24 protein-coding genes and 1 pseudogene are annotated in these 22,954 nt (G+C 71.8%); 10 read left to right on the plus strand and 15 right to left on the minus strand.

Annotated features, from left to right (window positions below):
* The first annotated feature begins 26 nt into the window (after positions 1-26).
* The 3 genes from FB384_RS03830 to FB384_RS03840 are packed head-to-tail and all read left to right on the plus strand — an operon-like array spanning position 27 to position 3,020.
* Positions 27-1,346, plus strand: coding sequence for a magnesium transporter MgtE N-terminal domain-containing protein (locus tag FB384_RS03830; RefSeq protein ID WP_183779197.1), 1,320 nt, complete (start codon positions 27-29; stop codon positions 1,344-1,346).
* Complete coding sequence (locus FB384_RS03835; RefSeq protein WP_183779199.1) at positions 1,339-1,878, plus strand: DUF1003 domain-containing protein; 540 nt, start codon at positions 1,339-1,341, stop codon at positions 1,876-1,878. The genes FB384_RS03830 and FB384_RS03835 overlap by 8 nt, the downstream gene beginning before the upstream one ends.
* Positions 1,875-3,020, plus strand: coding sequence for an Mrp/NBP35 family ATP-binding protein (locus FB384_RS03840; RefSeq protein ID WP_183779201.1), 1,146 nt, complete (start codon positions 1,875-1,877; stop codon positions 3,018-3,020). The genes FB384_RS03835 and FB384_RS03840 overlap by 4 nt, the downstream gene beginning before the upstream one ends.
* A 670-nt stretch (positions 3,021-3,690) precedes the next feature.
* On the opposite strand, the gene tatB is transcribed toward FB384_RS03840, so the two are convergent.
* The 4 genes from tatB to sigE form a co-directional block, all read right to left on the minus strand.
* Positions 3,691-4,167 (minus strand): Sec-independent protein translocase protein TatB, encoded by a 477-nt coding sequence (gene tatB, locus FB384_RS03845; protein ID WP_183779203.1) that lies wholly within the window; start codon positions 4,165-4,167, stop codon positions 3,691-3,693.
* 45 nt (positions 4,168-4,212) lie between these two features.
* On the minus strand, positions 4,213-5,781 hold the full coding sequence (locus FB384_RS03850) for a trypsin-like peptidase domain-containing protein (protein ID WP_183779205.1): 1,569 nt from the start codon (positions 5,779-5,781) through the stop codon (positions 4,213-4,215).
* A 166-nt stretch (positions 5,782-5,947) separates the two neighbouring features.
* A complete protein-coding gene (locus tag FB384_RS03855) occupies positions 5,948-6,784 on the minus strand; it encodes an anti-sigma factor family protein (protein WP_183779207.1) in 837 nt (278 codons plus the stop codon).
* Positions 6,781-7,485 (minus strand): RNA polymerase sigma factor SigE, encoded by a 705-nt coding sequence (sigE, locus tag FB384_RS03860; RefSeq protein WP_228725955.1) that lies wholly within the window; start codon positions 7,483-7,485, stop codon positions 6,781-6,783. Before sigE ends, FB384_RS03855 begins: the two co-directional genes overlap by 4 nt.
* A 284-nt stretch (positions 7,486-7,769) precedes the next feature.
* Here sigE and FB384_RS03865 point away from each other — a divergent pair, with 284 nt between their 5' ends.
* Positions 7,770-8,435 (plus strand): O-methyltransferase, encoded by a 666-nt coding sequence (locus tag FB384_RS03865; protein ID WP_183779209.1) that lies wholly within the window; start codon positions 7,770-7,772, stop codon positions 8,433-8,435.
* A 50-nt stretch (positions 8,436-8,485) separates the two neighbouring features.
* Here FB384_RS03865 and FB384_RS03870 read toward each other — a convergent pair whose 3' ends face one another.
* Positions 8,486-9,616: an MFS transporter gene (locus FB384_RS03870; RefSeq protein WP_258938357.1), complete on the minus strand. Its 1,131-nt coding sequence runs from the start codon at positions 9,614-9,616 to the stop codon at positions 8,486-8,488.
* A gap of 137 nt (positions 9,617-9,753) precedes the next feature.
* Between FB384_RS03870 and FB384_RS03875 the strand changes: the two genes are divergently transcribed.
* A complete protein-coding gene (locus FB384_RS03875; protein WP_258938291.1) occupies positions 9,754-10,710 on the plus strand; it encodes a LysR family transcriptional regulator in 957 nt (318 codons plus the stop codon).
* Positions 10,711-10,729: 19 nt separating this feature from the next.
* Here the strand turns inward: FB384_RS03875 and FB384_RS03880 are convergent, their stop codons facing one another.
* A complete protein-coding gene (locus FB384_RS03880; RefSeq protein WP_228725956.1) occupies positions 10,730-12,376 on the minus strand; it encodes a leucyl aminopeptidase family protein in 1,647 nt (548 codons plus the stop codon).
* A gap of 84 nt (positions 12,377-12,460) precedes the next feature.
* The gene (locus tag FB384_RS03885; protein WP_048807468.1) at positions 12,461-12,628 is read right to left on the minus strand and encodes a DUF3117 domain-containing protein; all 168 of its coding nucleotides are present in this window, start codon (positions 12,626-12,628) and stop codon (positions 12,461-12,463) included.
* A 200-nt stretch (positions 12,629-12,828) separates the two neighbouring features.
* Between FB384_RS03885 and FB384_RS03890 the strand changes: the two genes are divergently transcribed.
* A complete protein-coding gene (locus tag FB384_RS03890) occupies positions 12,829-13,632 on the plus strand; it encodes an enoyl-CoA hydratase-related protein (protein WP_183779215.1) in 804 nt (267 codons plus the stop codon).
* Positions 13,633-13,800: 168 nt separating this feature from the next.
* Here FB384_RS03890 and FB384_RS03895 read toward each other — a convergent pair whose 3' ends face one another.
* Both FB384_RS03895 and FB384_RS26710 read right to left on the minus strand, forming a co-directional pair.
* Positions 13,801-14,400 (minus strand): DNA-3-methyladenine glycosylase I, encoded by a 600-nt coding sequence (locus FB384_RS03895; protein WP_308216712.1) that lies wholly within the window; start codon positions 14,398-14,400, stop codon positions 13,801-13,803.
* A 113-nt stretch (positions 14,401-14,513) separates the two neighbouring features.
* Positions 14,514-14,825, minus strand: a pseudogene (locus FB384_RS26710) (DivIVA domain-containing protein); the annotation flags it as partial.
* Between the two features lie 76 nt (positions 14,826-14,901).
* On the opposite strand from FB384_RS26710, the gene FB384_RS03905 reads away from it, so the two are divergent.
* On the plus strand, positions 14,902-15,576 hold the full coding sequence (locus FB384_RS03905) for a lysophospholipid acyltransferase family protein (protein ID WP_183779219.1): 675 nt from the start codon (positions 14,902-14,904) through the stop codon (positions 15,574-15,576).
* A gap of 454 nt (positions 15,577-16,030) precedes the next feature.
* Here FB384_RS03905 and FB384_RS03910 read toward each other — a convergent pair whose 3' ends face one another.
* From FB384_RS03910 to dapE, 3 genes are read right to left on the minus strand one after another with little or no spacing between them, the layout of a single operon-like run.
* Positions 16,031-16,600, minus strand: a complete 570-nt coding sequence (locus tag FB384_RS03910) for an LOG family protein (RefSeq protein WP_183784928.1) — start codon at positions 16,598-16,600, stop codon at positions 16,031-16,033.
* A gap of 2 nt (positions 16,601-16,602) precedes the next feature.
* A complete protein-coding gene (locus tag FB384_RS03915) occupies positions 16,603-17,394 on the minus strand; it encodes an LOG family protein (RefSeq protein ID WP_183779220.1) in 792 nt (263 codons plus the stop codon).
* 54 nt (positions 17,395-17,448) lie between these two features.
* Positions 17,449-18,522, minus strand: a complete 1,074-nt coding sequence (dapE, locus tag FB384_RS03920) for a succinyl-diaminopimelate desuccinylase (protein ID WP_183779222.1) — start codon at positions 18,520-18,522, stop codon at positions 17,449-17,451.
* A gap of 117 nt (positions 18,523-18,639) precedes the next feature.
* Between dapE and FB384_RS03925 the strand changes: the two genes are divergently transcribed.
* Together FB384_RS03925 and dapD are read left to right on the plus strand one after the other, a co-directional pair.
* A complete protein-coding gene (locus FB384_RS03925; protein WP_183779224.1) occupies positions 18,640-19,113 on the plus strand; it encodes a hypothetical protein in 474 nt (157 codons plus the stop codon).
* A 21-nt stretch (positions 19,114-19,134) separates the two neighbouring features.
* Complete coding sequence (dapD, locus tag FB384_RS03930; RefSeq protein WP_183779226.1) at positions 19,135-20,121, plus strand: 2,3,4,5-tetrahydropyridine-2,6-dicarboxylate N-succinyltransferase; 987 nt, start codon at positions 19,135-19,137, stop codon at positions 20,119-20,121.
* Between the two features lie 177 nt (positions 20,122-20,298).
* Here the strand turns inward: dapD and dapC are convergent, their stop codons facing one another.
* The 3 genes from dapC to FB384_RS03945 all read right to left on the minus strand — a co-directional run bounded on the left by dapC (position 20,299) and on the right by FB384_RS03945 (position 22,080).
* Positions 20,299-21,390: a succinyldiaminopimelate transaminase gene (dapC, locus tag FB384_RS03935; protein WP_183779228.1), complete on the minus strand. Its 1,092-nt coding sequence runs from the start codon at positions 21,388-21,390 to the stop codon at positions 20,299-20,301.
* On the minus strand, positions 21,387-21,710 hold the full coding sequence (gene fdxA / locus FB384_RS03940) for a ferredoxin (protein ID WP_183779230.1): 324 nt from the start codon (positions 21,708-21,710) through the stop codon (positions 21,387-21,389). The genes dapC and fdxA overlap by 4 nt, the downstream gene beginning before the upstream one ends.
* Positions 21,711-21,858: 148 nt before the next feature.
* A complete protein-coding gene (locus FB384_RS03945; RefSeq protein ID WP_183779231.1) occupies positions 21,859-22,080 on the minus strand; it encodes a hypothetical protein in 222 nt (73 codons plus the stop codon).
* A 37-nt stretch (positions 22,081-22,117) separates the two neighbouring features.
* Here FB384_RS03945 and FB384_RS03950 point away from each other — a divergent pair, with 37 nt between their 5' ends.
* Positions 22,118-22,936: a GNAT family N-acetyltransferase gene (locus FB384_RS03950; RefSeq protein WP_183779233.1), complete on the plus strand. Its 819-nt coding sequence runs from the start codon at positions 22,118-22,120 to the stop codon at positions 22,934-22,936.
* Positions 22,937-22,954 lie beyond the last annotated feature (18 nt).

A 22,954-nucleotide genomic window follows, 5' to 3' on the forward strand; every position in this document is an offset into this window, starting at 1 on the left:
GGCCACGGCGCGCATACGCTGGTCCCATGGCGGCCGTCAACCGGGTTTTCGCAGCTCAGCTGGCAGGACTGCCGGTCTTCGGACCCGACGGTGAGTCGATCGGCAAGGCCCGCGACCTCGTCGCGGGCCTCCGGCTGGACCACCAGCCGCCGCGGGTACTGGGACTGGTCGTGGAGGTCTCGACCCGGCGCCGCGTGTTCGTCCCGATGTTGCGCGTCACGGCGATCGAGTCGAACGCCGTCACCCTCGCCACGGGCTCGGTGAACATGCGGCGGTTCCACCAGCGGCCCAACGAGGTCCTCGTGCTCGGCCAGCTCCTCGACGCCCGCGCGCACCTGGCTTCCTCGGGCGCACGGCTCACGGTCGTGGACGCGGCGATGGAACCGACCCGCACCCGCGACTGGGTGCTGGCCAAACTGGCGGTCCGGCAACCGCGGACCGGGCCGTTGAAGCTCACCGGCCGCAGGGGTGGACTGCAGGTGCTGAGCTGGGAGGACGTCTCGGGCCTCGGCCTGGCCGACCTCGGCACCCAGCCGCAGGGCGCGGGCCAGCTGCTGATGCTGTTCGACACGATGCGCGCCGTCGACGTCGCCGCGACATTGCGGGACCTGCCGCTCAAGCGCAGGCACGAGGTCGCCGACGCGATGGACGACGAGAAGCTCGCCGACGTCCTCGAAGAACTGCCGGAGGACGACCAGAAGGAGCTCGTCGACTACCTCGCCGACGAGCGGGCGGCCGACGTGCTCGAAGCGATGAGCCCCGACGACGCCGCCGACCTGCTCGGCGAACTCGGGCCCACCGAGCAGACCCGGCTCCTCGAACTGATGCACCCCGACGAATCCGGGCCGGTGCGCAGGCTGCTGGCCTACTCGTCCGACACCGCGGGCGGGCTGATGACCCCGGAACCGATCGTCCTCGCCCCCGACGCCACCGTCGCCGAGGCGCTCGCCCACATCCGCAACCCCGATCTGACGTCGGCCCTCGCGAGCATGGTGTTCGTGTGCCGCCCGCCACAAGCCACCCCGACGGGCCGCTACATCGGCTGCGTCCACTTCCAGCGGCTGCTGCGCAGGCCGCCCGCGGAACTCGTCGCCTCCGTCGCCGACACGGACCTGCCGCCGCTGCCGCCCGCCGCCCCGCTCGCGGAGCTGACGCGGTATTTCGCCGCCTACAACCTCACGTGCGCACCGGTCGTCGACACCCGCGATCACCTGCTCGGCGCCGTGACCGTCGACGACGTGCTCGACCACCTGCTGCCCGACGGCTGGCGCGAGACCGGCCTGCGCGACCTCGACCCGGCGACCCCGGCGTCCCCCGACAGTCCCGCGGAGAGCGACCATGCCTGAACTGACCAGCCGCAGGCGCCTCGACCAACCCCGGCATTCGCGCCGCTTCGAGCGGTTCACCCCGAATCTGGACTCCGAGTCGTTCGGCAGCACGGCCGAACGCCTGGCCCGCTTCCTCGGTACCGGGCGCTACCTGTTCTGGCAGACGCTGCTCGTCGTCGTGTGGATCACGCTCAACCTCACCGCGGTGACGCTGCGCTGGGACCCGTACCCGTTCATCCTGCTCAACCTGGCCTTCTCGACCCAGGCGGCGTACGCGGCGCCGCTGATCCTGCTCGCACAGAACCGGCAGGACGACCGCGACCGAGTCTCCCTGGAGGAGGACCGGGCACGCGCCGCGCAGACGAAGGCCGACACCGAGTTCCTGGCACGCGAGCTGGCCGCGCTGCGCCTGGCCGTCGGCGAGGTGGCGACCCGGGATTACCTGCGCAGCGAGTTGGACAAGTTACGCGAAGACCTCGACGGGCAGCCACGTAGCATGGGGAGGCAACCGCAGGCCGCCAGCGACAGAAGGTCGGTGCCCGAGCAGTGACCACCACGCAAGAACAGCCCAGTGTCGAGACCGTCCGCACCGCACTGAACTCGGTGCAGGATCCGGAGATCCACAAGCCGATCACCGAGCTCGGCATGGTCAAGGACATCACCGTCGGCGAGGACGGGGTCGTCACCGTCGAGGTGTACCTCACGGTGGCCGGGTGCCCGATGAAGGACACGATCACCAAGGACACCAAGGCCGCCGTGGCCGAACTGCCCGGTGTGACGGAAGTGCGCGTCGAGCTCGACGTCATGAGCGACGAGCAGCGCACCGAGCTGCGCAAGCAGCTCCGCGGGGACGCCGAGGAGCCGGTGATCCCGTTCGCCCAGCCCGGCTCGATGACGCGCGTGTACTGCGTCGCGTCCGGCAAGGGCGGCGTCGGCAAGTCCAGCGTCACCGTCAACCTGGCAGCGTCGATGGCCGAGCGCGGCCTCAAGGTCGGTGTCGTGGACGCCGACATCTACGGCCACTCGGTGCCCCGCATGCTGGGCGCCGACGAGAAGCCCACGAAGGTCGAGTCGATGATCATGCCGCCGCAGGCACACGGCGTGAAGGTCATCTCGATCGGCATGTTCACGCCCGGCAACACCCCGGTCGTGTGGCGCGGGCCGATGCTGCACCGCGCGCTGCAGCAGTTCCTCGCGGACGTCTTCTGGGGCGACCTCGACATCCTGTTGCTCGACCTGCCCCCGGGCACGGGCGACATCGCGATCTCCGTGGCGCAGCTCATCCCGAACGCCGAGATCCTGGTCGTCACCACGCCGCAGCAGGCAGCGGCCGAGGTCGCCGAGCGCGCAGGCGCGATCGCGCTGCAGACGCGCCAGCGCGTGGCGGGCGTGATCGAGAACATGTCGTGGTTCGAGGCCCCGGACGGGTCGAGGATGGAGATCTTCGGATCCGGCGGCGGGCAGACGGTCGCCGACTCGCTGTCGAAGTCCGTCGGCGCCGAGGTGCCGCTGCTCGGCCAGGTGCCGCTGGACCCGCGGTTGCGGGAACAGGGCGACGAGGGGACTCCGCTCGTGCTGTCCGCCCCCGATGCCACCGCCTCCGAGGTCATGCGTGCGGCGGCGGAGAAGCTGTCGGTCCGCGCACGTGGCCTGGCCGGGATGATGCTGAACGTCTCCCCCGCAGGCAGCTGACCCGCGTGTCCTGCGCCCACCCGTCGCCCGGCCACCGCCCCTCACGGACGCGCTGACGCGCGACTGTGCCCGTCCGCGTGTCCTGCACTCGGCCGATGTCGCGGCGGTGACCAGAGCGTGAGCGGTGGTCCCGAGGCCTCCACCCCCAGTGCGAGGGATGCCTCGGGACCACCCGCGCGTGCACGATCCGCGCATGCGCTCCCCCGGTCGGAACACCGCCTGCCGTGGCTGGCCGCACTCCGCAACCGGTGTCACCCACCTGCCGGTCAGGCCCTCGGCCCTGGCCGGTGTCCGGGCACGTAACCGTCGGACACGAGGTTCACGCATCCGACCCGACGAAGGTTGCCGACCGGGCGCAGGACCCGACGAAAGTAGGGGGTCGCGGGCGGCGCCGATCCCGTGACGCGGGGCGCCGGGCTGCTCCGTGGTGGCAGGGCGACGGTGGTCCGGTGACGGAACGAGAGCAGGTGTCACCCGAGCGGATGCGGGCCGCGAGGGCACGGACACAGCGCCCGCGGGGCCGAGTGCGGATCCGACGGGACCGAACGCAGAGATCAGCCCACTGAACGCAGAACTCGCTGGACTGAACGCAGATCTCGCGGGGTTGAGTGCAGATCTCGGCGTGGTGGGAGGTCCGGCACCGGGCGCACGCGGTGCTACGCGTGGCAGGTCAGGTGGCGTCCGGGTCGACCGGCGGCTTCTCCCCCGACTTGAGCGGTTCCTGAGCAGGGCTCGTGGCGGGTGCCGCACCGCTTCCCGCACTGCCCGCGCCGATGCCACCGACACCGCCGTGCGTACCGCCTGCATACGGCGTGGTCTGCGCACCGTCACCACCGACGGGCCGGGTGCCGTTGATGTTGTTCAGGCCGGCCGGGTCGGGGTCGCCGTCGAACAGATGCTGCGTCACGGCGCGCTTGGGGTCGAAGTTACGCAGCCCGCGCAGGTCTTCGATGGGTTTGCGCAGCTCCTCGTACTCCGGGCCCATCTCGTCCTTGAGCTGCTGCCGGGCGCCGGTGGCGAAGTCCCGGACCTTGCGTACGGACCGGCCCATCCAGGCCGCTGCCTCGGGCAGCCGCTCGGGGCCCAGGATGAACAGGGCAGCCACGAGCAGCACGAGGATCTCGGACCAGCCAACGCTCTCGAACACCTGGGAACCTCCGCCTTCCTCGGCCGCTCCGCCAAGCCTACAAGGTCAGTCTGAACCGAGAGTGACATCGACGGTAAGTGCTCGGCCGTCGCGCATGAGCCGCACCGGAACGGTGTCGCCGACCTCGTGTTCGCGGACGGCGACGGTCAGTTCGGCGGCGTTGCGCACCTGCCGCTCGCCGACCTGAGTGATCACATCGCCTTCCTTGATACCCGACTTGGCGGCGGGTCCCTGGCCGCGCACGTTCTGCACCTGGGCACCTTCGGAACTGCCCGCCGACACCGATGCGGCGTTGACGCCGATGTCGGCGTGCTGCACCTTGCCGTCGCTGATCAGGTCCTCGGCGATGCGCATGGCCTGGTCGACGGGGATGGCGAAACCGAGGCCGATGCTGCCGCCCTCGCCTTCGCCGACGGTGCGGATCATCGAGTTGATGCCCACGAGCGCGCCGCGGGAGTCGACGAGCGCACCGCCCGAGTTGCCGGGGTTGATGGCGGCGTCGGTCTGGATGGCGTCGTAGGTGACGTTGGCGTCGCCGTTCTGTCCGGGTGCGGTGACGGGACGATCGACGGCGCTGACGATGCCCTCGGTGACGGTGTTGTCCAGGCCGAACGGCGATCCGACGGCCACGACGCTGTCGCCGGGGGCGATGTCGGACGACTTGCCGACCTGGATGACGACGGGATTGGAGACGTTCACCTTGATGACGGCGAGGTCGGTCTTCGGATCCGTGCCGACGACCTCGGCGCTCGCCCTGGTGCCGTCGGTGAACACGGCGGTGATGTCGGCCTCGTCGGAATCCGCGGCCTGCTTGACGACGTGGTGGTTGGTGAGCACGTAACCGTCGGAGTCGATCATCACGCCGGAGCCGACGCCGCCGTTCTGGCCCGACGTGACCTCCAGGGACACGACCGCGGGCGCCACGCGTTTCGCGATACCGGCGATCGACCCGGCGGGGCGTTCCTTCGCGGCTTCGGCCTCGGCGACGTTGAGTTCGCCGGTGAGTTCGTCGCCCGTGCTGGCGGCTCCCCAGCCGACAAGCCCGCCCGCGGCGCCGATCAGCAGAGCGATCACGGCCAGCGTCGCCAACGCGACGGGTTTGACGCGCCTGCCGAACAGCACCTCAGGCAGGCTCAGCTGCGCGCCCTGGGGTTTTTCGGTGTCGTCGCCGGTCTCGTCGCCGGTGACGGCGGGCCTGCCGAGGACGGCGGCCGCGCCCGGATCCCGCCATGGATCCTCCTCCGACGCCCACAATGGGTCCTCGTCCTCATCACCCGCGCCGGTGGCGGTGTTCTTGGCGGTGCCGTCACTGCCGTCGGGACGCTGCAACACGACGTCGCGAGCGCCGGCGGGCCGGCCGAACGCCTGGGCCAGCGATTCCGGTGTCGGCGGTGCCAGCACGGGGCCGCTCCCGTTGCCGGCCGCGTTGCCGTTACCCGTGGCCGTGCCCGGGCGGGACAGCTCGTCGAACGAGCCCTCCACACCGCGCGGCCTGCCGAACGCCGAGGCGGCCGCCGGGTCCACGGACGGGCGCGCGAGGGGACGCGGCCGGAGCCGTGGCTCGTCCCCCTCGTGGGACGGGCCCTCGTGGGACGGGTTCGGTGGCTGGCTCATCTTCCCCCGGCATCCGGTTCGTCGCGTGCTCGTGCCTCGCAGGGAGAGTACGCGTGCGTGGCGCGCCGTACCCACACACCGTGAGACACCTCGAGATGATCCTGCCGCGAAACCGGTGAAATGAGTGTGGGCCCCTCTGGCCCCGGCCTGCCGGAGCCGGCGCCGGTCAGCGCCCGCTGGAGGCCGGGGTGAGCGCCGGGGCGGTGGCTGCGGCACCGCCGGAGGTCGTGGCCGCCTCGTTCGGGGCCGACGTGGTCACCATCGGTGCGTCACCGGTGGCCGTGCTGCCGGCCGCTGTGGTGCCGGCAGCAGGGTCACCGGACCGCGGAGCCGCGGCCGGTGTCGACGTCGGCGTGCGTGCCCCCGTCGAGTCCGCCGAACCGGCCCCGCCGAACTGCGCACGCAGCACGTTGGTGTTCACCTCACCCCCGCCGGGACGGGGACGCTCGGGATCGGTGGACGTACCGCCGGTGGTCGTCACGAGCGCGAGTGCGCTCAGCACTAGCCCGGACACGACGACGCCCGCCCCCTGCGCGGCACGGCGCCTGCCTCCACCGGTTCCGCCGCCGAGCACGGCGTCGGACTGTCCCAGCGGTGTCGAACCGCCGAGGGGTGCCGAACCACCGCCGAGCGGCTCCGCCCCGCCGACGGAACGCCTGCGCAGGCCGGCCACCCGTTCGGGTCGCTGCACGGCGACGAGCTGGCCGTCCTCGGTGACCGCGAGGTTGTCCGGCGTCTCGTCGAGTTCGGTGTCCTGGGGAATGGACCGCAGGCTGGCCAGGAAGCCCGCCGACATCGACGGTTCGTCGGCATCACGCACGGCCGACCGCGCCTGGCGTTGGGCCTCGACGTCCGCTGCGCACCACGGGCAGTGCGCGAGGTGTTCGGCGGCGCGTTCGGTGGCGCCCGTCGAGAGTTCGTTGTCGACGAACGCCACGACCGCGTCCGGCAGCAGGTGCGACTCGGGAAGGCCGAACCCGCCGGACCCGTGGTGACGGCTCATCCCAGCGCCTCCCGCTCACGTGTGGCGGCCGCCCGCTCGAGCGACGCCTTCAGTGCCTGACGGCCACGGTGGATCCTGCTGCGCACGGTCCCGAGCTTAACGCCGAGGGTCGCGCCGATCTCCTCGTACGACAGTCCTTCGACGTCGCACAGCACGACGGCGGCGCGGAACTCGGGCGGCAGCTCGGCCAGCGCGGTCTGCAGATCGGGGTCGAGGTGCGTCTCGGAGAAGACCTGTTCCGGACTCGGATCGTCGCCGACGATGCGGTCGGTGTCCTCGGGCAGGCCCTCCATACGCACGCGCGAACGGCGGCGGGCCATGTCGAGGAACAGGTTCGTCGTGATGCGGTGCAGCCAGCCCTCGAACGTGCCGGGCTTGTACGACGCGAGGGAGCGGAACACGCGGATGAAGGTCTCCTGCGTGAGATCCTCGGCGTCGTGGGCGTTACCGGAGAGCCGGTAGGCCAGCCGGTAGACGCGGTCGGCGTGTTCGCGGACGACCTCGTCCCACGTCGGCGGGGTCCAGGTCGCGGCGACATCGCCGGGCGACGCGGCAGGCGCCGACGTCACGTTCCCGGTTGCGTCCGAAGCGGTGGCCGCGGGCGCGTTGTCACCGCCGACCCGCTCGGCGACCGCCGCCGCGCTCGGCTGCTCCTGCGTGGGTTGCGTCGTGCTGCTCTGCGACAGCTGAGGCACCTCCATCGGCCTGATCCCCTTCGTTAGCCGTTCAACGTCCGGCGTGATCCCCATGTTCCCGCCGGACCTGTATTTCCCCCGTGAGTCGAGCTCCGAGGGCCGCCCGTCTTCCGCCGAGCGGTTCGGTCGTGGCCGCCACTTCCTGTGGATGAGACGTAGTCTTGCCGGTTTCCTTACGGATTCGATGAGGTGCGGCTGAGAATGACCTGAGAACCTGGCCGGTCGCCGATGGCGGCCGGGTGGCGCCGTGGTGGTCGGGCCTGCTCAGGGGGCACGCTAACCTTTCGCGCGTGACCTCGGAGACCGATCCCACTGCGGCGCTCGCCGATGCCGTCAGCGGGTTCGTCGACGGCTTCGCAGCCGAAGACGACGTGATCAGCCGAGCTCGCGAACGCGCCCGCGAGCTCGGCTGCCCCGCGGTGTCGCCCGCGACGGGCGCCGCGCTCGGATTGCTGGCCACGACGGTGCAGGCGAGGTCGGTCGTCGAGATCGGAACCGGCGTCGGGGTCAGCGGGCTGCACCTACTGCGGGCCATGGCGCCCGACGGGGTCCTGACGACCATCGACTGGGAACCGGAGTTCCACCGGACCGCGCGCCGCGTGTTCACCTCGGCGGGCTACCCGTCCGGCCGGGTGCGCACCATCACGGGCCGGGCTCTCGACGTGCTCACGCGGCTCACCTCGGGTGGCTACGACCTGGTGTTCGCCGACGCCACGCTCGTCGAGTACCCCGGCTACTTCGACCAGGGGGTGCAGCTGCTGCGGCCCGGCGGGGTGATCGTGCTCCACAACGTGCTCGCCGACGTGCACATCGGCGACCACGGCAGGCGTAACCCGGAACTGCTCGCGCTCCGCGAGGTCGCCAGGACGATGCGCGACGACGACCGCCTCCGCCCTGCCGTGCTGCCCCTGGGCGGCGGGCTGCTCGCGGCCGCCGTCGTCGGCCCCTCGACCTGACCCCGGCCGCTCCGCCACGTGCCCCGGAGGTGCCCTTCGGGGCGTCGGACTCAGCGGCCGGCGGACAGGATCGCGAGGATGCCGACCGTGAGCGCGCCCGCGACCGCTGCGACGAGCCCGCCCCACCCGGCGTGGCCGTACAGGACCGCGCCCGCCGCTCCCCCGACGCTGCTGCCGAGGTAGTAGCAGGCGTTGTAGAGCCCGCCTGCCTGCCCACGTCCCGCGGCGGGGGCGTCGGCGGCCGCCCACCCGCTGGCGACCGAGTGTGCGGTGAAGAAGCCCAGCGTGAGCACGACGAAACCGGCCGCGACCAGCGGCACCGAGTCCGGCAGAGTCAGCGCCGCACCGGCGATCGTCAGGATCAGCCCTGCGCACGCGGTTGACCGGCGCCCGAACCGCGCGACCAGCCGTCCCGCCCTGCTCGAGGCGACCGCGCCGCCCGCGTAGGCGAGGAAGACCAACGAGGCGGTCGCGGGGTGCAGGCCCAGGTCGCCGGTGAGCCGGAACCCGGCGACGTTGTACAGCGCGACGAACGAACCCATCGCGACCATGGCGACGACGTACTGGGCGAGCAGCACGCGGTCGGATGCGGCCGCGACCAGGCCGCGACCGACGTCGGCGAGCCGGGGCCGCGTGGCACGACGGGGCAGTCCGGGCAGCGTGGTCGCGGTGATCAGCGCACACACCAGGCCGATTCCACCGACGACGGCCAGCGCGCCGTGCCAGCCGAGTGCGTCCGTGGTGAACCCGACGCTGAGCCGTCCCGACAGCCCGCCGAGCGTGTTGCCGGCGACCATCGCGCCGACGGCCCCTGCCACGCCTGCCGCCCCGAGACGTTCGGCCAGGTAGGCGGCTGCCACCCCGGGGAAACCCGCGATGGCCACGCCCTGCAGCACGCGCATCACCAGCAGCGCGTCGAACGTCGGCGCGAGCGGAAGCAACAGCCCGAGGACCGCGGAGACCAGCACCGACGCCACGATCACGGGTTTGCGGCCGACGATCTCCGACAGCACCGCGAGCGGCAGCACGGCGACCGCCAGCGCACCGGTCGCGACACTGATCGCCAGCGACGCGCGGCCGGGGTCGAGCGCATACTGCTCGGCGAGTTGCGGCAGCAGCGGCTGCGGCGCGTAGAGCAGGGCGAACGAGCACAGCCCTGCCGCGGTCACCGCCAGGGTCACGCGGCGGACCGGGACCGCGGTTGCGGTGATCGGCGGGCCGGATCCGGCCGGTGCGGACGTACGAACGGACATGGTTTCTGACGCTAAGTATCCGCCGACCGATACGTCCAATGCAGATATGGTCCACAATCGATGCTGTGGTGCATGAATCCGAGGATGCGCGGGTCACGGCCGAGCTGGCACCGCACGTGGCGCTGCTGCGGGTGCTCAAGGTCACCGGGAACCTCACCCGCGCGGCCGCCGAACTGGGCGTGCCCCAGCCCACGGCGAGCAGACGACTCGCGGCGCTGACCGGCTTGCTGGGCACACCGGTGACCGAACCGGACGGCCGCGGCATCCGCCTCACCCGTGCGGGCACGCTGCTCGCCGACGCCGCCGAACGGGCAGCGGCCGAGCTGGCCCACGGCGTGCGCAGGCTGCGGGAGGAGGTCGACCCGGAACGCGGGCACATCACGCTCGGCTTCCTGCACCTGCTCGGGCGATCCCTCGTCCCCGGACTGGTGAGCGAGTTCCGCCGAACCCGCCCGCACACCCGCTTCACGCTGGTCCAGGGTTCCCGCCAGGACATCGTCGACAGGCTCGGCTCTGGCGAACTCGACCTCGCGCTGGTCGCGCCGCCCGCCGACGGTCCCGGCCTCGACTCGCTGCCGCTGACCGAACAGGAACTGTTCGTCGCCCTACCGCAGGGACACCGGCTCGCCGGCAGCTCCCACGTACGCCTCGGCGAGCTCGAACGCGAGGTGTTCGTGATGCTCGAGCACGGCTACGGCCTCCGGCAGATCACCGACGACCTCTGCGCGCAGGCGGGGTTCGAGCCGGTCGTCGCGTTCGAGGGGCAGGAATCGGAGACCGTACGCGGGCTCGTGGCCTCGGGACTGGGTGTGACGCTGCTGCCGAAGTTCGAACCGGGCACCCCGGCCGGCGTGGTCGAAGTGCCGCTGCGACCGCGGGTGACCAGGACCGTCGGGCTTTCCTGGCACGGCGACCGGCCGCTGCCACCGGTCGTGGCGGCGTTCCGCGACCATGTGCGCGCCCGCGCGCCCCTGCCGCCCGCCTCGACGGGCGACGCGGACCGGGGAATCGCTCAGCGGTAACGAGCTCAGCGGTAGGGGCTCAGCTGTACGACGCGGCGAGCTCGACGAGCGTGCGCGCACCGAAACCGGTGCCGCCGGGCACCACCTCGTCGTAGGTTTTCTCGGCCCGCGCGGGCCCCGCGATGTCGAGGTGTGCCCACGGCAGTCCGCCCGCGAACTCACGCAGGAACAGCGCCGCCGTCACCCCGCCGGGCCCGGGAGCGGCCTGCTTGACGTCCGCGATCTCACTGCGCACGTCGCCCATGTGGTCCTCGAGCAGCGGCATCCGCCACCACTGCTCGCCCGCCCGATCCCCTGCGGCGCACACGCTCTCGGCGAGGGCGTCGTCGGTGGCGAACACACCGCCGGTGCGCAGGCCCAGCGCGACCTTCATGGCGCCGGTGAGTGTCGCGACGTCGACCACCGCGTCGGGACGGAACCGCTGGATGCCGTAGCCGAGCGCGTCGGCGAGCACCATGCGGCCCTCGGCGTCGGTGTTGCCGACCTCGCTGGTGCGGCCGCCGTAGTGGCGCACGATGTCGCCGGGCCGGTAGGCCGAGCCGGAGACGTGGTTCTCGGCCGCGGGCACGAGCGCGGTGACCTTCACCGGCAGGCGCAGCGCGGCGATCGCGCGCATGGCGGCGATGACGGCACCGCCCGCGGCCATGTCCGTGCGCATCAGGTGCATGCCCGCGGCGGGCTTGATGGAGATGCCGCCGGTGTCGAACGTGATCCCCTTGCCGACCAGCAGCAGGTGCGACGTCGCGCCACGCGGCCGGTAGGCGAGTTCGATGAGCCGGGGCGGACTGGCCGAGCCGCCGCCGACGGCGAGCATCCCGCCGAACGCCTGCTCGGCGAGCCACGTCTCGTCGCGGATGGTCGCGGTCAGCCCGCGGGTCTGCTCGGCGACCCGAGCGGCCACGTCGGCCAGCCAGGCGGGATTCTTGACGTTGGAGGGGGCGTTGGCCAGGTCCCGTGCGAGCGCGGACGCCGCGGCCACCTCGCGGGCGCGGGCAACGGCCGCGGTCAGCTCCTCGTCGGGCTCGCCGTCGAACCGCACCGCGGTGACGGCCGGCTTCGGCTTCTCCCCTGTCACGCGGAACCGGTAGCCGCCCAGCACGACCCCCGTCGTGAACGCGGCGGCCTGCTCGGCGTCGACACCCGCGGGCAGCTGCACCGCCACCTGGGAGGGCACGCGCCTGCCTGCGTCGGACTCCGCCTCGGCCAGCGCGTGCGCCGCGCGCACCAGCGCCGCTCCCGCGGAGCGGTACCGCGCGGGCTCCCCGTCACCGACGCCCACGAACCACGTCGGCATCGGCGCCCCGTCACCGACCGACTCGGCCGCGGAGGACGGTGCGGTGGAGGACGCTGCGGTGGAGGACGCTGCGGTGGAGGACGGTGCGGTGGAGGACGCTGTACCGGAGGACATTGCACCCGAGGACGCTGCGCCAGCGGACCGGGCGCCGGAGGGCCGGGCGGTGAGGGCCGTCACCGGGACGTCGACGACCTCGCCCGCCTTGCCCGTGACGTGCAGGTCCGCCGCCAGGTCGGCGTGCGGGTAACCGGCCTCGGTCAGGGCGTCGGGACCGGCGTGGACGACGGCGAGCCGTTCACCTTGCCGGGCGGCACCGCCTGCCTCGACCTCGACGATCGGACTCGGTACGGGCGGCAGGACGGCACGCGCCATGTGAGACCCTCCAGGCACAAGAAGATCAGCCGGTCGGGCTACGTAACTGCCCGACCGGCGGTGGGGACTACGGGGAACGACGGACTAGCTCGTGGCCTCCTGAAGGGCCGCGCCGAGGTCCTTGGCCTCCTCGGCCGTCAGCTCGACGACGAGGCGCCCGCCGCCTTCCAGCGGTACACGCATCACGAGGCCCCGTCCCTCCTTAGCAACCTCGAGGGGACCATCTCCGGTCCGGGGCTTCATGGCCGCCATAGCGTGCTCCCTCCATCTTCAGCCAGCACCCGGCTCGCGTTCGTGTCATAAGCCGGGTCAAGCACCTCACCCACCATTGTCCCCCATCGGCCGTTGGCGGCGAACGCCGGACCGATCTTAGCGCCGGAGCATAGGCGCTGGTATGCGCTTCACAGGACTGACAGACTCGCGGCCGAGACAACGATTCGGAGGGCTTTCCCGTGACGACAGACGACGTCCTGCAGGTGACCGACAGTGGGGACCCCGCCGGGGTGCGGACGCTGACACTCAATCGTCCCGAGGCGTACAACGCGCTGACGGTCGAGCTGAAGGAGCGCCTGCTGACCGCGCTGCGTGAGGCGGCGGCCGACGACGGGGTTCGCGCGGTCGTGCTCACCGGGGCGGGTAAGGCGTTCTGCGCAGGCCAGGATCTGAAGGAGCACGTCGGCCTGCTGCGGTCCGGCGACGACGCACCGCTGCGCACGGTGGCCGAGCACTACAACCCGCTCATCGAGGCGATCACCGGCATGGCCAAGCCCGTGATCGCCGGGGTGAACGGGTCGGCCGCGGGCGCGGGCGCCGCGCTGGCGTACGCGTCGGATCTGCGAATCGCGGCCGGGTCGGCGAGCTTCCTCATGGCGTTCGCGGGCGTCGGGCTCGGACCCGACAGCGGCGCGTCGTGGACGCTGCAGCGCCTCGTCGGGTACGGCCGCGCGATGGAGCTGATGATGCTCGCGCGCAAGGTCGACTCCACGGAGGCGTTGCGCATCGGCATGGTCGGCGAGGTCGTCGCCGACGACGAACTGGCCAGCCGGGTCCACGAGGTCGCCCTGAAACTGGCGGCGGGTCCGACGGTGGCCTACTCGAAGATCAAGTCGACGCTGGCCACGGCGGCCGAGGGCACGCTCGCCGATGCGCTGGCTGCCGAGGACGCGGCGCAGACCGTGCTCGGCAGCACCGCCGACCACGCCGAGGCCGTCGACGCGTTCGTCAACAAGCGCAAGCCGGTGTTCACCGGGAAGTAGCCGGGGTCGACACCCGAGGCCCACTCACCGGCCGGGCGCCCCGGATTCCTGCGAAACGGGGCGCCCGGTACCCACCCGCCGTGTTGCGGGTTCCGGGGCCCGTGTTGCGGGCTCCGGGTCGGTGGCCGGGTGTCGACGTGCCGGTTCCGACGTGGCGCCGGCCACGGGTCACACCGCGCGGTGGCAGCCGGCGACGTGGTCGTCGACCATGCCTGTGGCCTGCATCATCGCGTAGCAGGTCGTCGGCCCGACGAACGTGAACCCGCGCTTCTTCAGCGTCTTGGCCATCGCCGTCGACTCGGGCGTCACCGCGGGCACGTCGGCCATCGACGCCGGGCGGTCGTGGCGGTCCGGTGCGAACGACCACAGCAGGTCGTCCAGCGGGGTGTCCAACTCGGCGATCGCGCGGGCGTTGCCGATCGTGGCGTGGACCTTCGCGCGGTTGCGGACGATGCGCGCGTCGGCGAGCAGCCGCGCGACGTCGTCGTCGGTGAACGCCGCCACGGCACCGGGGTCGAACCCGGCGAACGCGCTGCGGAACGCCTCCCGCTTGCGCAGGATCGTCAGCCACGACAGGCCGGACTGGAACGCCTCCAGCGACAGCCGTTCGAACAGCGCCGTCTCGCCGCGCAGCGGGACGCCCCATTCCGTGTCGTGGTACTCGGCGTAGTCGGACGCGGTGTTGCCCCACGCACAGCGGGCCACGCCGTCGGGACCGGTCAGCTCCTCGACGCCGGCCGCGGGCAGTTCGGTCTCGCCCGCCGTCACCGCGATGCCCTGTTCATGTCCTGCCCCGCGGAGCCGGGATCCTCGGCGGCCCCCTGATGTTCGGGGCCGCCGGAGCGTTCGGGGCCGCTGGAGCGTTCGGGGCTGCCGGAGCGTTCGCCACGGGCGGCCCGCGCGTCGAGTTCGGTCTCCAGGTCGGCGATCCGCGCGCGCAGGCCGTCGATCTCACCGCCGAGCCGTGCGATCACCCAGTCCACCTCGGACATCTTGTAGCCGCGGGCGGTGAGCTGGAACTTCACCGCCGCCACGTCGTCGCCGGTGATGTCCTCGGCGGGCAGCCTCGTCGGCGAAGCCCCCTGCGCCAGCGGTGCGAGCTGCTCACCGCGGCCGAACACGAGCGCCGCGAGCAGGAACACGACCGCCGCCACGAGCAACATGACGAGCAGATAGATGAGCGCGGTGGTCACACGCCGATCGTGGCACAGGCCTCCATTGCGCGCGCGGACCTCACGTCGCCTTGCCGCGTCGTGCGATGCTTGAGGGGTGCTGCACCTGCTGATCCGCCGCGGAGTCGCCCCTCTGGCCAGGATGCTGTGGCGACCGGACGTCCGCGGCACCGAGAACGTGCCCTCCGACGGGCCGGTGATCTTCGCGTCCAACCACCGCTCGGCGATCGACACGGCCGTGATCCCGTTCGTCGCGCCGCGGCCCGTGGCCTTCCTCGGTAAGGCCGAGTACTTCCAGGGCGCGAGCCCGAAGGACCGGCTACGCGCGGCGTTCCTTTCGGCACTGGGGTACGTGCCGGTCGAGCGCGGCAACGCGGCAGCGGGGCTCGCGGCACTGGGCGCGGCGCAGAAGGTGCTCGACTCGGGCGGTGCGTTCGGTATCTACCCGGAGGGCACGCGCTCGCTGGACGGCAAGCTGCACCGCGGGCACACCGGCGTGGCCGCGCTGGCGCTCGCCACCCGCGCGCCCGTGGTGCCGGTCGCGCTGTCCGGCACCGAGGGCCTGTTGCCGGTCGGCAAGAAGATCCCCCGCCTCGCGAACGTCACGGTGCGGTTCGGCGAACCACTCGACTTCTCGCGCTACGACGGCCTCGCCGCGTCGCCGCCGATCCGGCGTGCCGTCACCGACGAGGTCATGTACGCGATCCTCGAACTGTCCGGCCAGGAGTACGTCGACGCCTATCACAAGCGCCCCGAGGGCGACGCCGCCTGAGCGACACCGCGTGTCCTGCACTCGGCACCGTGTGTCCTGCACTCAGCACCGCGTGTCCTGCGCTCAGCACCGCGTGTCCTGCACTCGACCGCCGGGCGACGGCGCCGTCGCGCGGCGGTCGACTCAGGGTTTGCAGAACCGGAAACCGTGTCGACACCCAATAACTCGACCGGCGAATCGATGTTCGCCCGTGAGACTCGATCTTCGCCCGTGAAACCGGGGGATCGCAGGACCGGTTCCCTACCATCGCGATGATCGAGCTCACCACGGACAATGCCGCTGTGACGCGACCTCATCCCGTTCCAGTTGTCTACAAGGGACGGACAACGGACGAACCGCGGATGGCCACAACGGACATTGTCACCGAATTCGGCGCTGTCGAACAATCACTGCGATGCGCCGAGCAGGATTCGTGGACCGCACGCCGCGGGAATCCGACGGGAGAACCGCCGACTCAGCCGTCCCACTTGTCGACCACGACGGCTTCGTGCCGCGAGAACGCCTCGAGCAGCTTCTCCGGGTCGGAGTCGAGCCGCACCAGCTCGCGACTCGAGGTGCCCAGGAATCCGGAATCCACCATGTGGTCGACGAATTCGCCGAGCTTGGCGTAGTACCCGGCCACGTCGACGATGCCGACCGGCTTCGTGTGCAGGCCGAGCTGGGCCCAGGTCCAGATCTCGAACAGCTCCTCGAGCGTGCCGATGCCGCCGGGCAGCGCGAGGAACGCGTCCGACAGCGAGGCCATCGTGGCCTTCCGCTCGTGCATGTCCTCGACGATCCTCAGCTCGGTGACGCCGCGGTGGGCCACCTCGGCCCGCACGAGGTGCTCCGGGATCACACCGATCACCTCGCCGCCCGCCTCGAGCGCCGCGTCGGCCACCGTGCCCATCAGGCCGACGTCACCGCCGCCGTAGACGACGCCGATGTCCCGGCCGGCCAGCAACTTCCCGATCGAGGCCGCCACCTCGGTGTACACCGGGTCGCCGCCCGCCGACGAGCCACAGAAGACGCAGATCCGCCTCAGCACTAGTGCGTGTCCTCCCAAGCCTGGTACGACTCCTGCACGACCTTCACCGCGTCGTCGACGTCGTCGGTGAGGTACAGCAGGTCGGCGTCGTGCTCGCCGATCTTCCCGTTGTCGAGCACCGTGTCGCGGATCCAGTTGTACAGCCCGCCCCAGTACTCGGTACCGAACAGCACCACGGGGAACTTGGTCACCTTCTTCGTCTGCACGAGCGTCAGCGCTTCGAACAGCTCGTCCAGCGTGCCGAACCCACCCGGCAGGCAGATGAACGCCTGCGAGTACTTGATGAACATCGTCTTGCGGGCGAAGAAGTACCGGAAGTTCACGCCCAGGTCGACCCACGGATTCAGGCCCTGCTCGAACGGCAGCTCGATGCCGAGACCGATCGACAGCCCGCCGGCCTCGGAGGCGCCCCGATTGACGGCTTCCATCGCACCCGGACCGCCACCGGTGATCGCGGCGAACCCGCAACGGGCCAGTTGCGCACCGATCTCCACGCCCGCGGCGTACTCGGGGGATTCGCGGTCCGTGCGCGCCGAGCCGAACACGGTCACGGCCCGCGGCACCTCGGCGAGCGCGCCGAAACCCTCGACGAACTCCGCCTGGATCCGCAGCACCCGCCACGGGTCGGTGTGCACCCAGTCGCTCGGCCCGCGCGAGTCGAGCAGGCGCTGGTCGGTGGTCGAACCAGGGCCGGTCTTCTGCTCGCGGCGCAGCACGATCGGCCCGCGGAACGCTTCGGACGGGTATTCGTTCTCGCCCGGGTCACCGGGGTTGTTCACGACGTCGGTCACCCCTCAAAGCCTACGAGGCGCCGCGGGTGCGCTGGTGTTCGGGCGAGCCGCTCGTCAGCCGCCGGTGAGGAACCGCCGCAGCACGTCGGCGTGCCGTGTGATGTCGGCGACGGCGACCTGTTCGGCCTGTGTGTGCGCGAACGTCGGGTCGCCGGGGCCGAAGTTGACCGCGGGCATGCCGAGTGCGGAGAACCGGGCGACGTCGGTCCAGCCGAGCTTGGCGGTCGCCGTGCCGCCGGCCGCCGCGACGAGTTCCTTCGCCGCCGGCTCCGACAGCCCGGGCCGCGCGCTCGGTGAGACGTCGACGACCGTCACCTCGTAGCCCTCGAACACCTCGCGCAGGTGCGCTTCGGCCTCCTCGGTGGTGCGGTCCGGGGCGAACCGGTGGTTGACGCCCAGCACCGCGGCGTCCGGCACGACGTTGCCCGCCACGCCGCCGCCGACCCGCACGGCCTGCAGACCCTCGCGATAGGTCAGCCCGTCGATGTCGACCACCCGCGGTTCGTACCGTTCGAGCCTGCGCAGCGGTTCGCCGAGCGCGTGAATGGCGTTGACGCCCATCCAGGCACGCGCGGTGTGCGCCCGCTCGCCCGAGGTCGTCACGTCGACCCGCATCGTGCCCTGGCAACCCGCCTCGATCGACGCGTTCGACGGCTCCCCCACGATCGCGAGGTCTCCGCGCAGCCACTCGGGCGCCTCCCGCTGGATGCGGCCGAGGCCGTTGCGGCTGGCGTCGATCTCCTCGCAGTCGTAGAAGACGAACGTGATGTCGCGCTCCGGTTCGGTGAGCGTCGCAGCCAGGTGCAGGAACACCGCGTCGCCGCCCTTCATGTCGACCGTGCCGAGGCCGTACATGGTCGTGCCGTCGTCGCTGCGGCGGCTGGGCAGGTTCGCGTTCTCGGGCACCGTGTCCAGGTGGCCCGCCAGCACGACCCGGGACGGCCTGCCCAGGTTCGTCCTGGCCAACACTGCATCGCCGTTCCGGACGACCTCGAGGTGCGGCGCCTGACTGCGCAGCGCCGCCTCGACCGCGTCCGCGATCGTCTGCTCGTGGGTGGATTCGGACGGGATGTCCACCAGAGCGGCGGTCAGGTCGACGGGGTCGGCGTGCAGATCGAGCGTGGCCATGGTGAGCACACTAGTCGTGCGGCGTACGTCGCCGACGGCGTGGCGGCCGTGGGCGACCGGCGGAAGCGACGGCACGGGTGGCGGCGGTCACATGCGGGAGATGCGTACGGTGAACACGTGCGTATCCGGACATTGCTCGTGGCCGTGGCAGGCGTACTCGTGGTGCTGGCATCGGCGTGTTCCCGCGAGGCCGGTCCGATGCCGAGCGGAGGCGGCGGCGAGGATCCCGGGCCCGCGGCCCTGGCGACGAAGGTGCGGGCGCTGACCGAGGACGTCTGCTACCGCTCGCCCGCCGACATCGAACCGACGGCGTGCGAGAAGTACGTCACCCAGCTGGGCAGCATCGCCGGCTCGGCGCGGGACGTCGCGCGGGGCGAGCACGGCCGCGAAGACCACGCGGGGCTGACCGAGGCCGCGAAGACCCTCGACGAGGCCCTGTCGACGTACAACAGCGCGCAGTGCGGGCGCAGCGCGGGCGGCAGCACCGACGACGAGGCGTGCACGCAGACGTTGCAGGACATCGCCAGCGCCCTCGGAGACGTGCAGTCCGAGATGCAGAGCCTGCCCGAGGTGTCCGGGCAGGGCGGCTGACGTGCGGGTTACCGTTACGGCGTGAGTGAGCAGACCCCTGATCCCGAAACGACCGGCGCGAGCGGCGTCGGCCTGGCCACCGTCACGGCGTCCGGCACGGTGCTGGACACGTGGTTCCCGCACCCGCGGCTGACCGAACCCGCCGCCGAGTCCGGCACGGTACGGCTGTCGACCGAGGAGGCCGCGGAGTCGCTCGGCCCCGAGGTCGCCTCGCTGTTGGGCACGGACGACGCCCGGGGCGTCGAAGTCGTGGCCGTGCGCACCACGGCGGCGAACCTCGCGACGGCCCCCGTCGACGGGCACGACGTCTACCTGCGCCTGCACCTGCTCTCCCACCGGCTCGTGCGGCCGCACGGGGTGAGCCTGGACGGGCAGTTCGGCTTCCTGTCCAATGTGGTGTGGACCAATCACGGGCCGTGCCCGGTGGAGGGCTTCGAGGCGACGCGCATGCGCTTGCGCGCACGTGGCCCGGTGACCGTGTACAGCGTCGACAAGTTCCCGCGCATGGTCGACTACGTGACGCCGAGCGGCGTGCGGATCGGTGACGCCGACCGTGTGCGCCTCGGCGCGCACCTCGCCAGCGGCACGACCGTGATGCACGAGGGCTTCGTGAACTTCAACGCCGGCACGCTCGGTGCGTCGATGGTCGAGGGCCGCATCTCGGCGGGTGTCGTCGTGGGCGACGGCTCCGACGTCGGCGGCGGCGCGTCGATCATGGGCACGCTGTCCGGCGGTGGCAAGGAGGTCATCTCCATCGGTGAGCGCTGCCTGCTGGGCGCCAACGGCGGCGTGGGCATCTCGCTCGGGGACGACTCGGTGGTGGAAGCGGGCCTGTACGTCACGGCGGGCACGAAGGTGCTCGTCGACGGCAAGGCCGTGAAGGCAGGCGAGCTGTCGGGCATCTCGAACGTGCTGTTCCGCCGCAACTCGGCCACCGGCGCCGTCGAAGTGGTGCCGCGCAACGGCACGGGCATCGAACTCAACGAGGCTCTGCACGCCAACGACTGACCGGAACCGCGAACGAGGACGCCGCCGGGCTTGCGAGCCCGGCGGCGTTGTCGTTTCCGCGCGTGTCCCCGGAAACGACAACACGGTCACCGGAAAGCGCAACACGGGGCCCGGGGGGGGCGCAACAGGGGCGGGCGCGACAGGTGCGCGCTACCCGGCCGCAGCCGGTACGGCGGACTACTCCGAGAGGCGTTTCGCGGCGGTGGCGACGCGTTCGTCGGTGGCGGTCAGGGCGACCCGCACGTGTGAACCGCCGCCGGGGCCGTAGAACGTGCCGGGAGCGACGAGGATGCCGCGCTCGGCGAGCCACGCGACCGTGTCGTCGGCCGATTCGCCCCGCGTGGCCCAGAGGTACAGCCCCGCTTCGGAGTGGTCGATGCGGAAGCCCGCACCGGTCAGTGCCTCGCGCAGCAGCTCACGCCGGGAGAGGTACAGCTCGCGCTGCCGGTCCAGCAGCGCGTCGTCGGCGAGCGCCACGCGCATGGCCTCCTGCACGGGCCGCGGCACGATCATGCCCGCGTGTTTGCGGACGGCCAGCAGGTCGGCGACCAACGCGGGGTCTCCGGTGACGAAGCCGGCGCGGTAGCTCGCGAGGTTGGCCGACTTCGACAGCGAGTGCACCGCGAGCAGCCCCTCGTGGCTGCCGCCGCACACGTCGGGGTGCAGGATCGACACGGGCTCGGCGTCCCAGCCGAGCGCGAGGTAGCACTCGTCGGAGACCACGACGACACCGCGTTCACGGGCCCAGTCGACGACCTTGCGCAGGTGATCGACGCCCAGCACGCGGCCGGTCGGGTTCGACGGGGAGTTCAGCCAGACCATCGCGGGCGTTTCGGGCCCGAGCGCGGTCAGGCTGTCGGCGCGGCGGGCGGCCGCACCGGCGATCAGCGCCCCGACCTCGTACGTCGGGTACGCGAGTTCCGGGATGACGACGACGTCGCCCGCGGCCGCTCCCAGCAGCGTCGGCAGCCATGCGACCAGTTCCTTCGAACCGATCGTGGGCAACACCGAGTCCGGCTCCACACCGGTGACGCCGTGCCTGCGGCTCAGCGCCGCGACGGCCGCTTCCCGCAGCTCCGGCGTGCCGTGCGTGGTCGGATAGCCGGGCAGGTCCGACACGGACGCGAGCGCGTCCCGCACGGCACCGGGCACCGGGTCGACCGGTGTGCCGACCGACAGGTCGACGATGCCGTCCGGGTGCGCTTTCGCCCGTGCGGTGTGTCCGGCCAGCGAGTCCCAGGGGAAGCCGGGCAGCTGGAGCCGGGTCATTCGTGCGACTGCGGCGGCAGGTCCTTGATCCACTGCGGGTCGTGCGAGGTCTTGCCGACCTTGGACGCCCCTCCCGGCGAACCGAGCTCGTCGAAGAAGTCCACGTTCGCCTTGGTGTAGCTGGCCCACTCGTCGGGGACGTCGTCCTCGTAGTAGATCGCTTCCACGGGGCACACCGGCTCGCAGGCACCGCAATCGACGCACTCGTCGGGGTGGATGTAGAGCATCCGGTCGCCCTCGTAGATGCAGTCGACGGGGCATTCGTCGATGCATGCCTTGTCGAGCAAGTCGACGCACGGCTCGGCGATAACGTAGGTCACTGCGTTCTCCTGCTGTTGCTGTGTTCCTTTAGCAGCCTCGGCCGGTCCGCATCATGGCGGCCACCTTCGGACATTACGTGGTGTCGGCAGGCATCCTACGGCCAGGCCACCCTTATCCGGGCGACAACGACGACGTGACGAACAACGCTCACGAGCGTCGCTTACGTCCGGTATCGCGGCGGTCACCGGTGATCACGAACTGTGGTGACGGCTGCTCCTGGGTTTCGGCGCCGGCACTCTCCGTGTCGTCCGGGTTCTCGCCGGTCTCGGGGTCGTCGGTCCTGCGCTGCCCGATGGCGCGGTTGAAGCTGTCGGAGATCTCCTTCGCGAGGTCGGCGTTGTGACGGTCGTCCCTGCGCGAGATATTCATGCCTCTCCTCTCGCCCGTGCGCGGTACCCATGTCGGTGTGATCAGTGCAATGCGCATCGAACGGGCCTGTGCCGACGCGTGGCCGGCCCAGGTCGACGAGCCGCTCGGCGAGTGGCGACTGCGGGCTGCCGGCGGTTTCACCGGCCGTGCCAACAGCGCCCTCGCCGTCGACGATCCCGGCCTGCCCCTGCCCGACGCACTGGCCTCAGTGTGTGACTTCGCCCACCAGCATGCCATCCCTCCGATGTTGCAGGCCGTGCAGAACTCGCCCGTGGAACGTGACCTGCCTCGGTTCGGGTGGCGACCGTGCGAGGACCACGCCGCGGGCAATGACGTCGCGGTGCTGCTCGGCCCGGCCGTCCCGCGGGGCGGCGACCCCCGGGGCGGCGACCCCCGCGGCACCGGGCGACCGCCGACCACCGAGGCCAGGCCGGACGCGGAGCCCGCGGACCACCGCGTCGAGGTACTCGCCGAGCCGCTGCCCGGCTGGTGGGAGCTGACGATCGGCAGGTCCGGGCCCACCGACGCCGAACGGGCCGTCCTCACCGGCGGCGACGCGGTCGGCTACGGGCTGGTGCACGGTCCCGACGGAGCCCGCGCGGCCGTGCGAGGAGCCGTCGCCGACGGGCTGCTGCTCGTCGCGCGCCTCGCCGTGCGCCCTGAGCACCGCAGGCGGGGCCTGGCGCGGGCACTGATGGCCGCGATCGGCACCTGGGGCGGGCGCCACGGCGCCTCCGCGTGCGTGCTCCAGGTCGCCGCCGACAACGCCGGCGCGCTGGCCCTCTACGACCGGCTCGGTTTCCGCGAACACCACCGATATCGCTACTGGGTGCCGTGCGAGGATCGAGCGCTGTAGGGAAGACGAGGGGTCAGG

This window comes from Prauserella sediminis, assembly GCF_014195435.1.
In the GTDB taxonomy this organism is placed as follows: Bacteria; Actinomycetota; Actinomycetes; order Mycobacteriales; family Pseudonocardiaceae; genus Prauserella; species Prauserella salsuginis.

Coding starts and splice junctions, on each gene's coding strand:
- FB384_RS03855 (WP_183779207.1), bottom strand. CDS start 6,784: ATGAGCCGTCACCACGGGTCCGGCGGGTTCGGCCTTCCCGAGTCGCAC.
- sigE (WP_228725955.1), bottom strand. CDS start 7,485: ATGGAGGTGCCTCAGCTGTCGCAGAGCAGCACGACGCAACCCACGCAG.
- FB384_RS03830 (WP_183779197.1), top strand. CDS start 27: ATGGCGGCCGTCAACCGGGTTTTCGCAGCTCAGCTGGCAGGACTGCCG.
- FB384_RS03835 (WP_183779199.1), top strand. CDS start 1,339: ATGCCTGAACTGACCAGCCGCAGGCGCCTCGACCAACCCCGGCATTCG.
- FB384_RS03885 (WP_048807468.1), bottom strand. CDS start 12,628: ATGGCGGCCATGAAGCCCCGGACCGGAGATGGTCCCCTCGAGGTTGCT.
- FB384_RS03880 (WP_228725956.1), bottom strand. CDS start 12,376: ATGGCGCGTGCCGTCCTGCCGCCCGTACCGAGTCCGATCGTCGAGGTC.
- dapC (WP_183779228.1), bottom strand. CDS start 21,390: ATGACCCGGCTCCAGCTGCCCGGCTTCCCCTGGGACTCGCTGGCCGGA.
- FB384_RS03850 (WP_183779205.1), bottom strand. CDS start 5,781: ATGAGCCAGCCACCGAACCCGTCCCACGAGGGCCCGTCCCACGAGGGG.
- FB384_RS03945 (WP_183779231.1), bottom strand. CDS start 22,080: ATGAATATCTCGCGCAGGGACGACCGTCACAACGCCGACCTCGCGAAG.
- dapE (WP_183779222.1), bottom strand. CDS start 18,522: ATGGCCACGCTCGATCTGCACGCCGACCCCGTCGACCTGACCGCCGCT.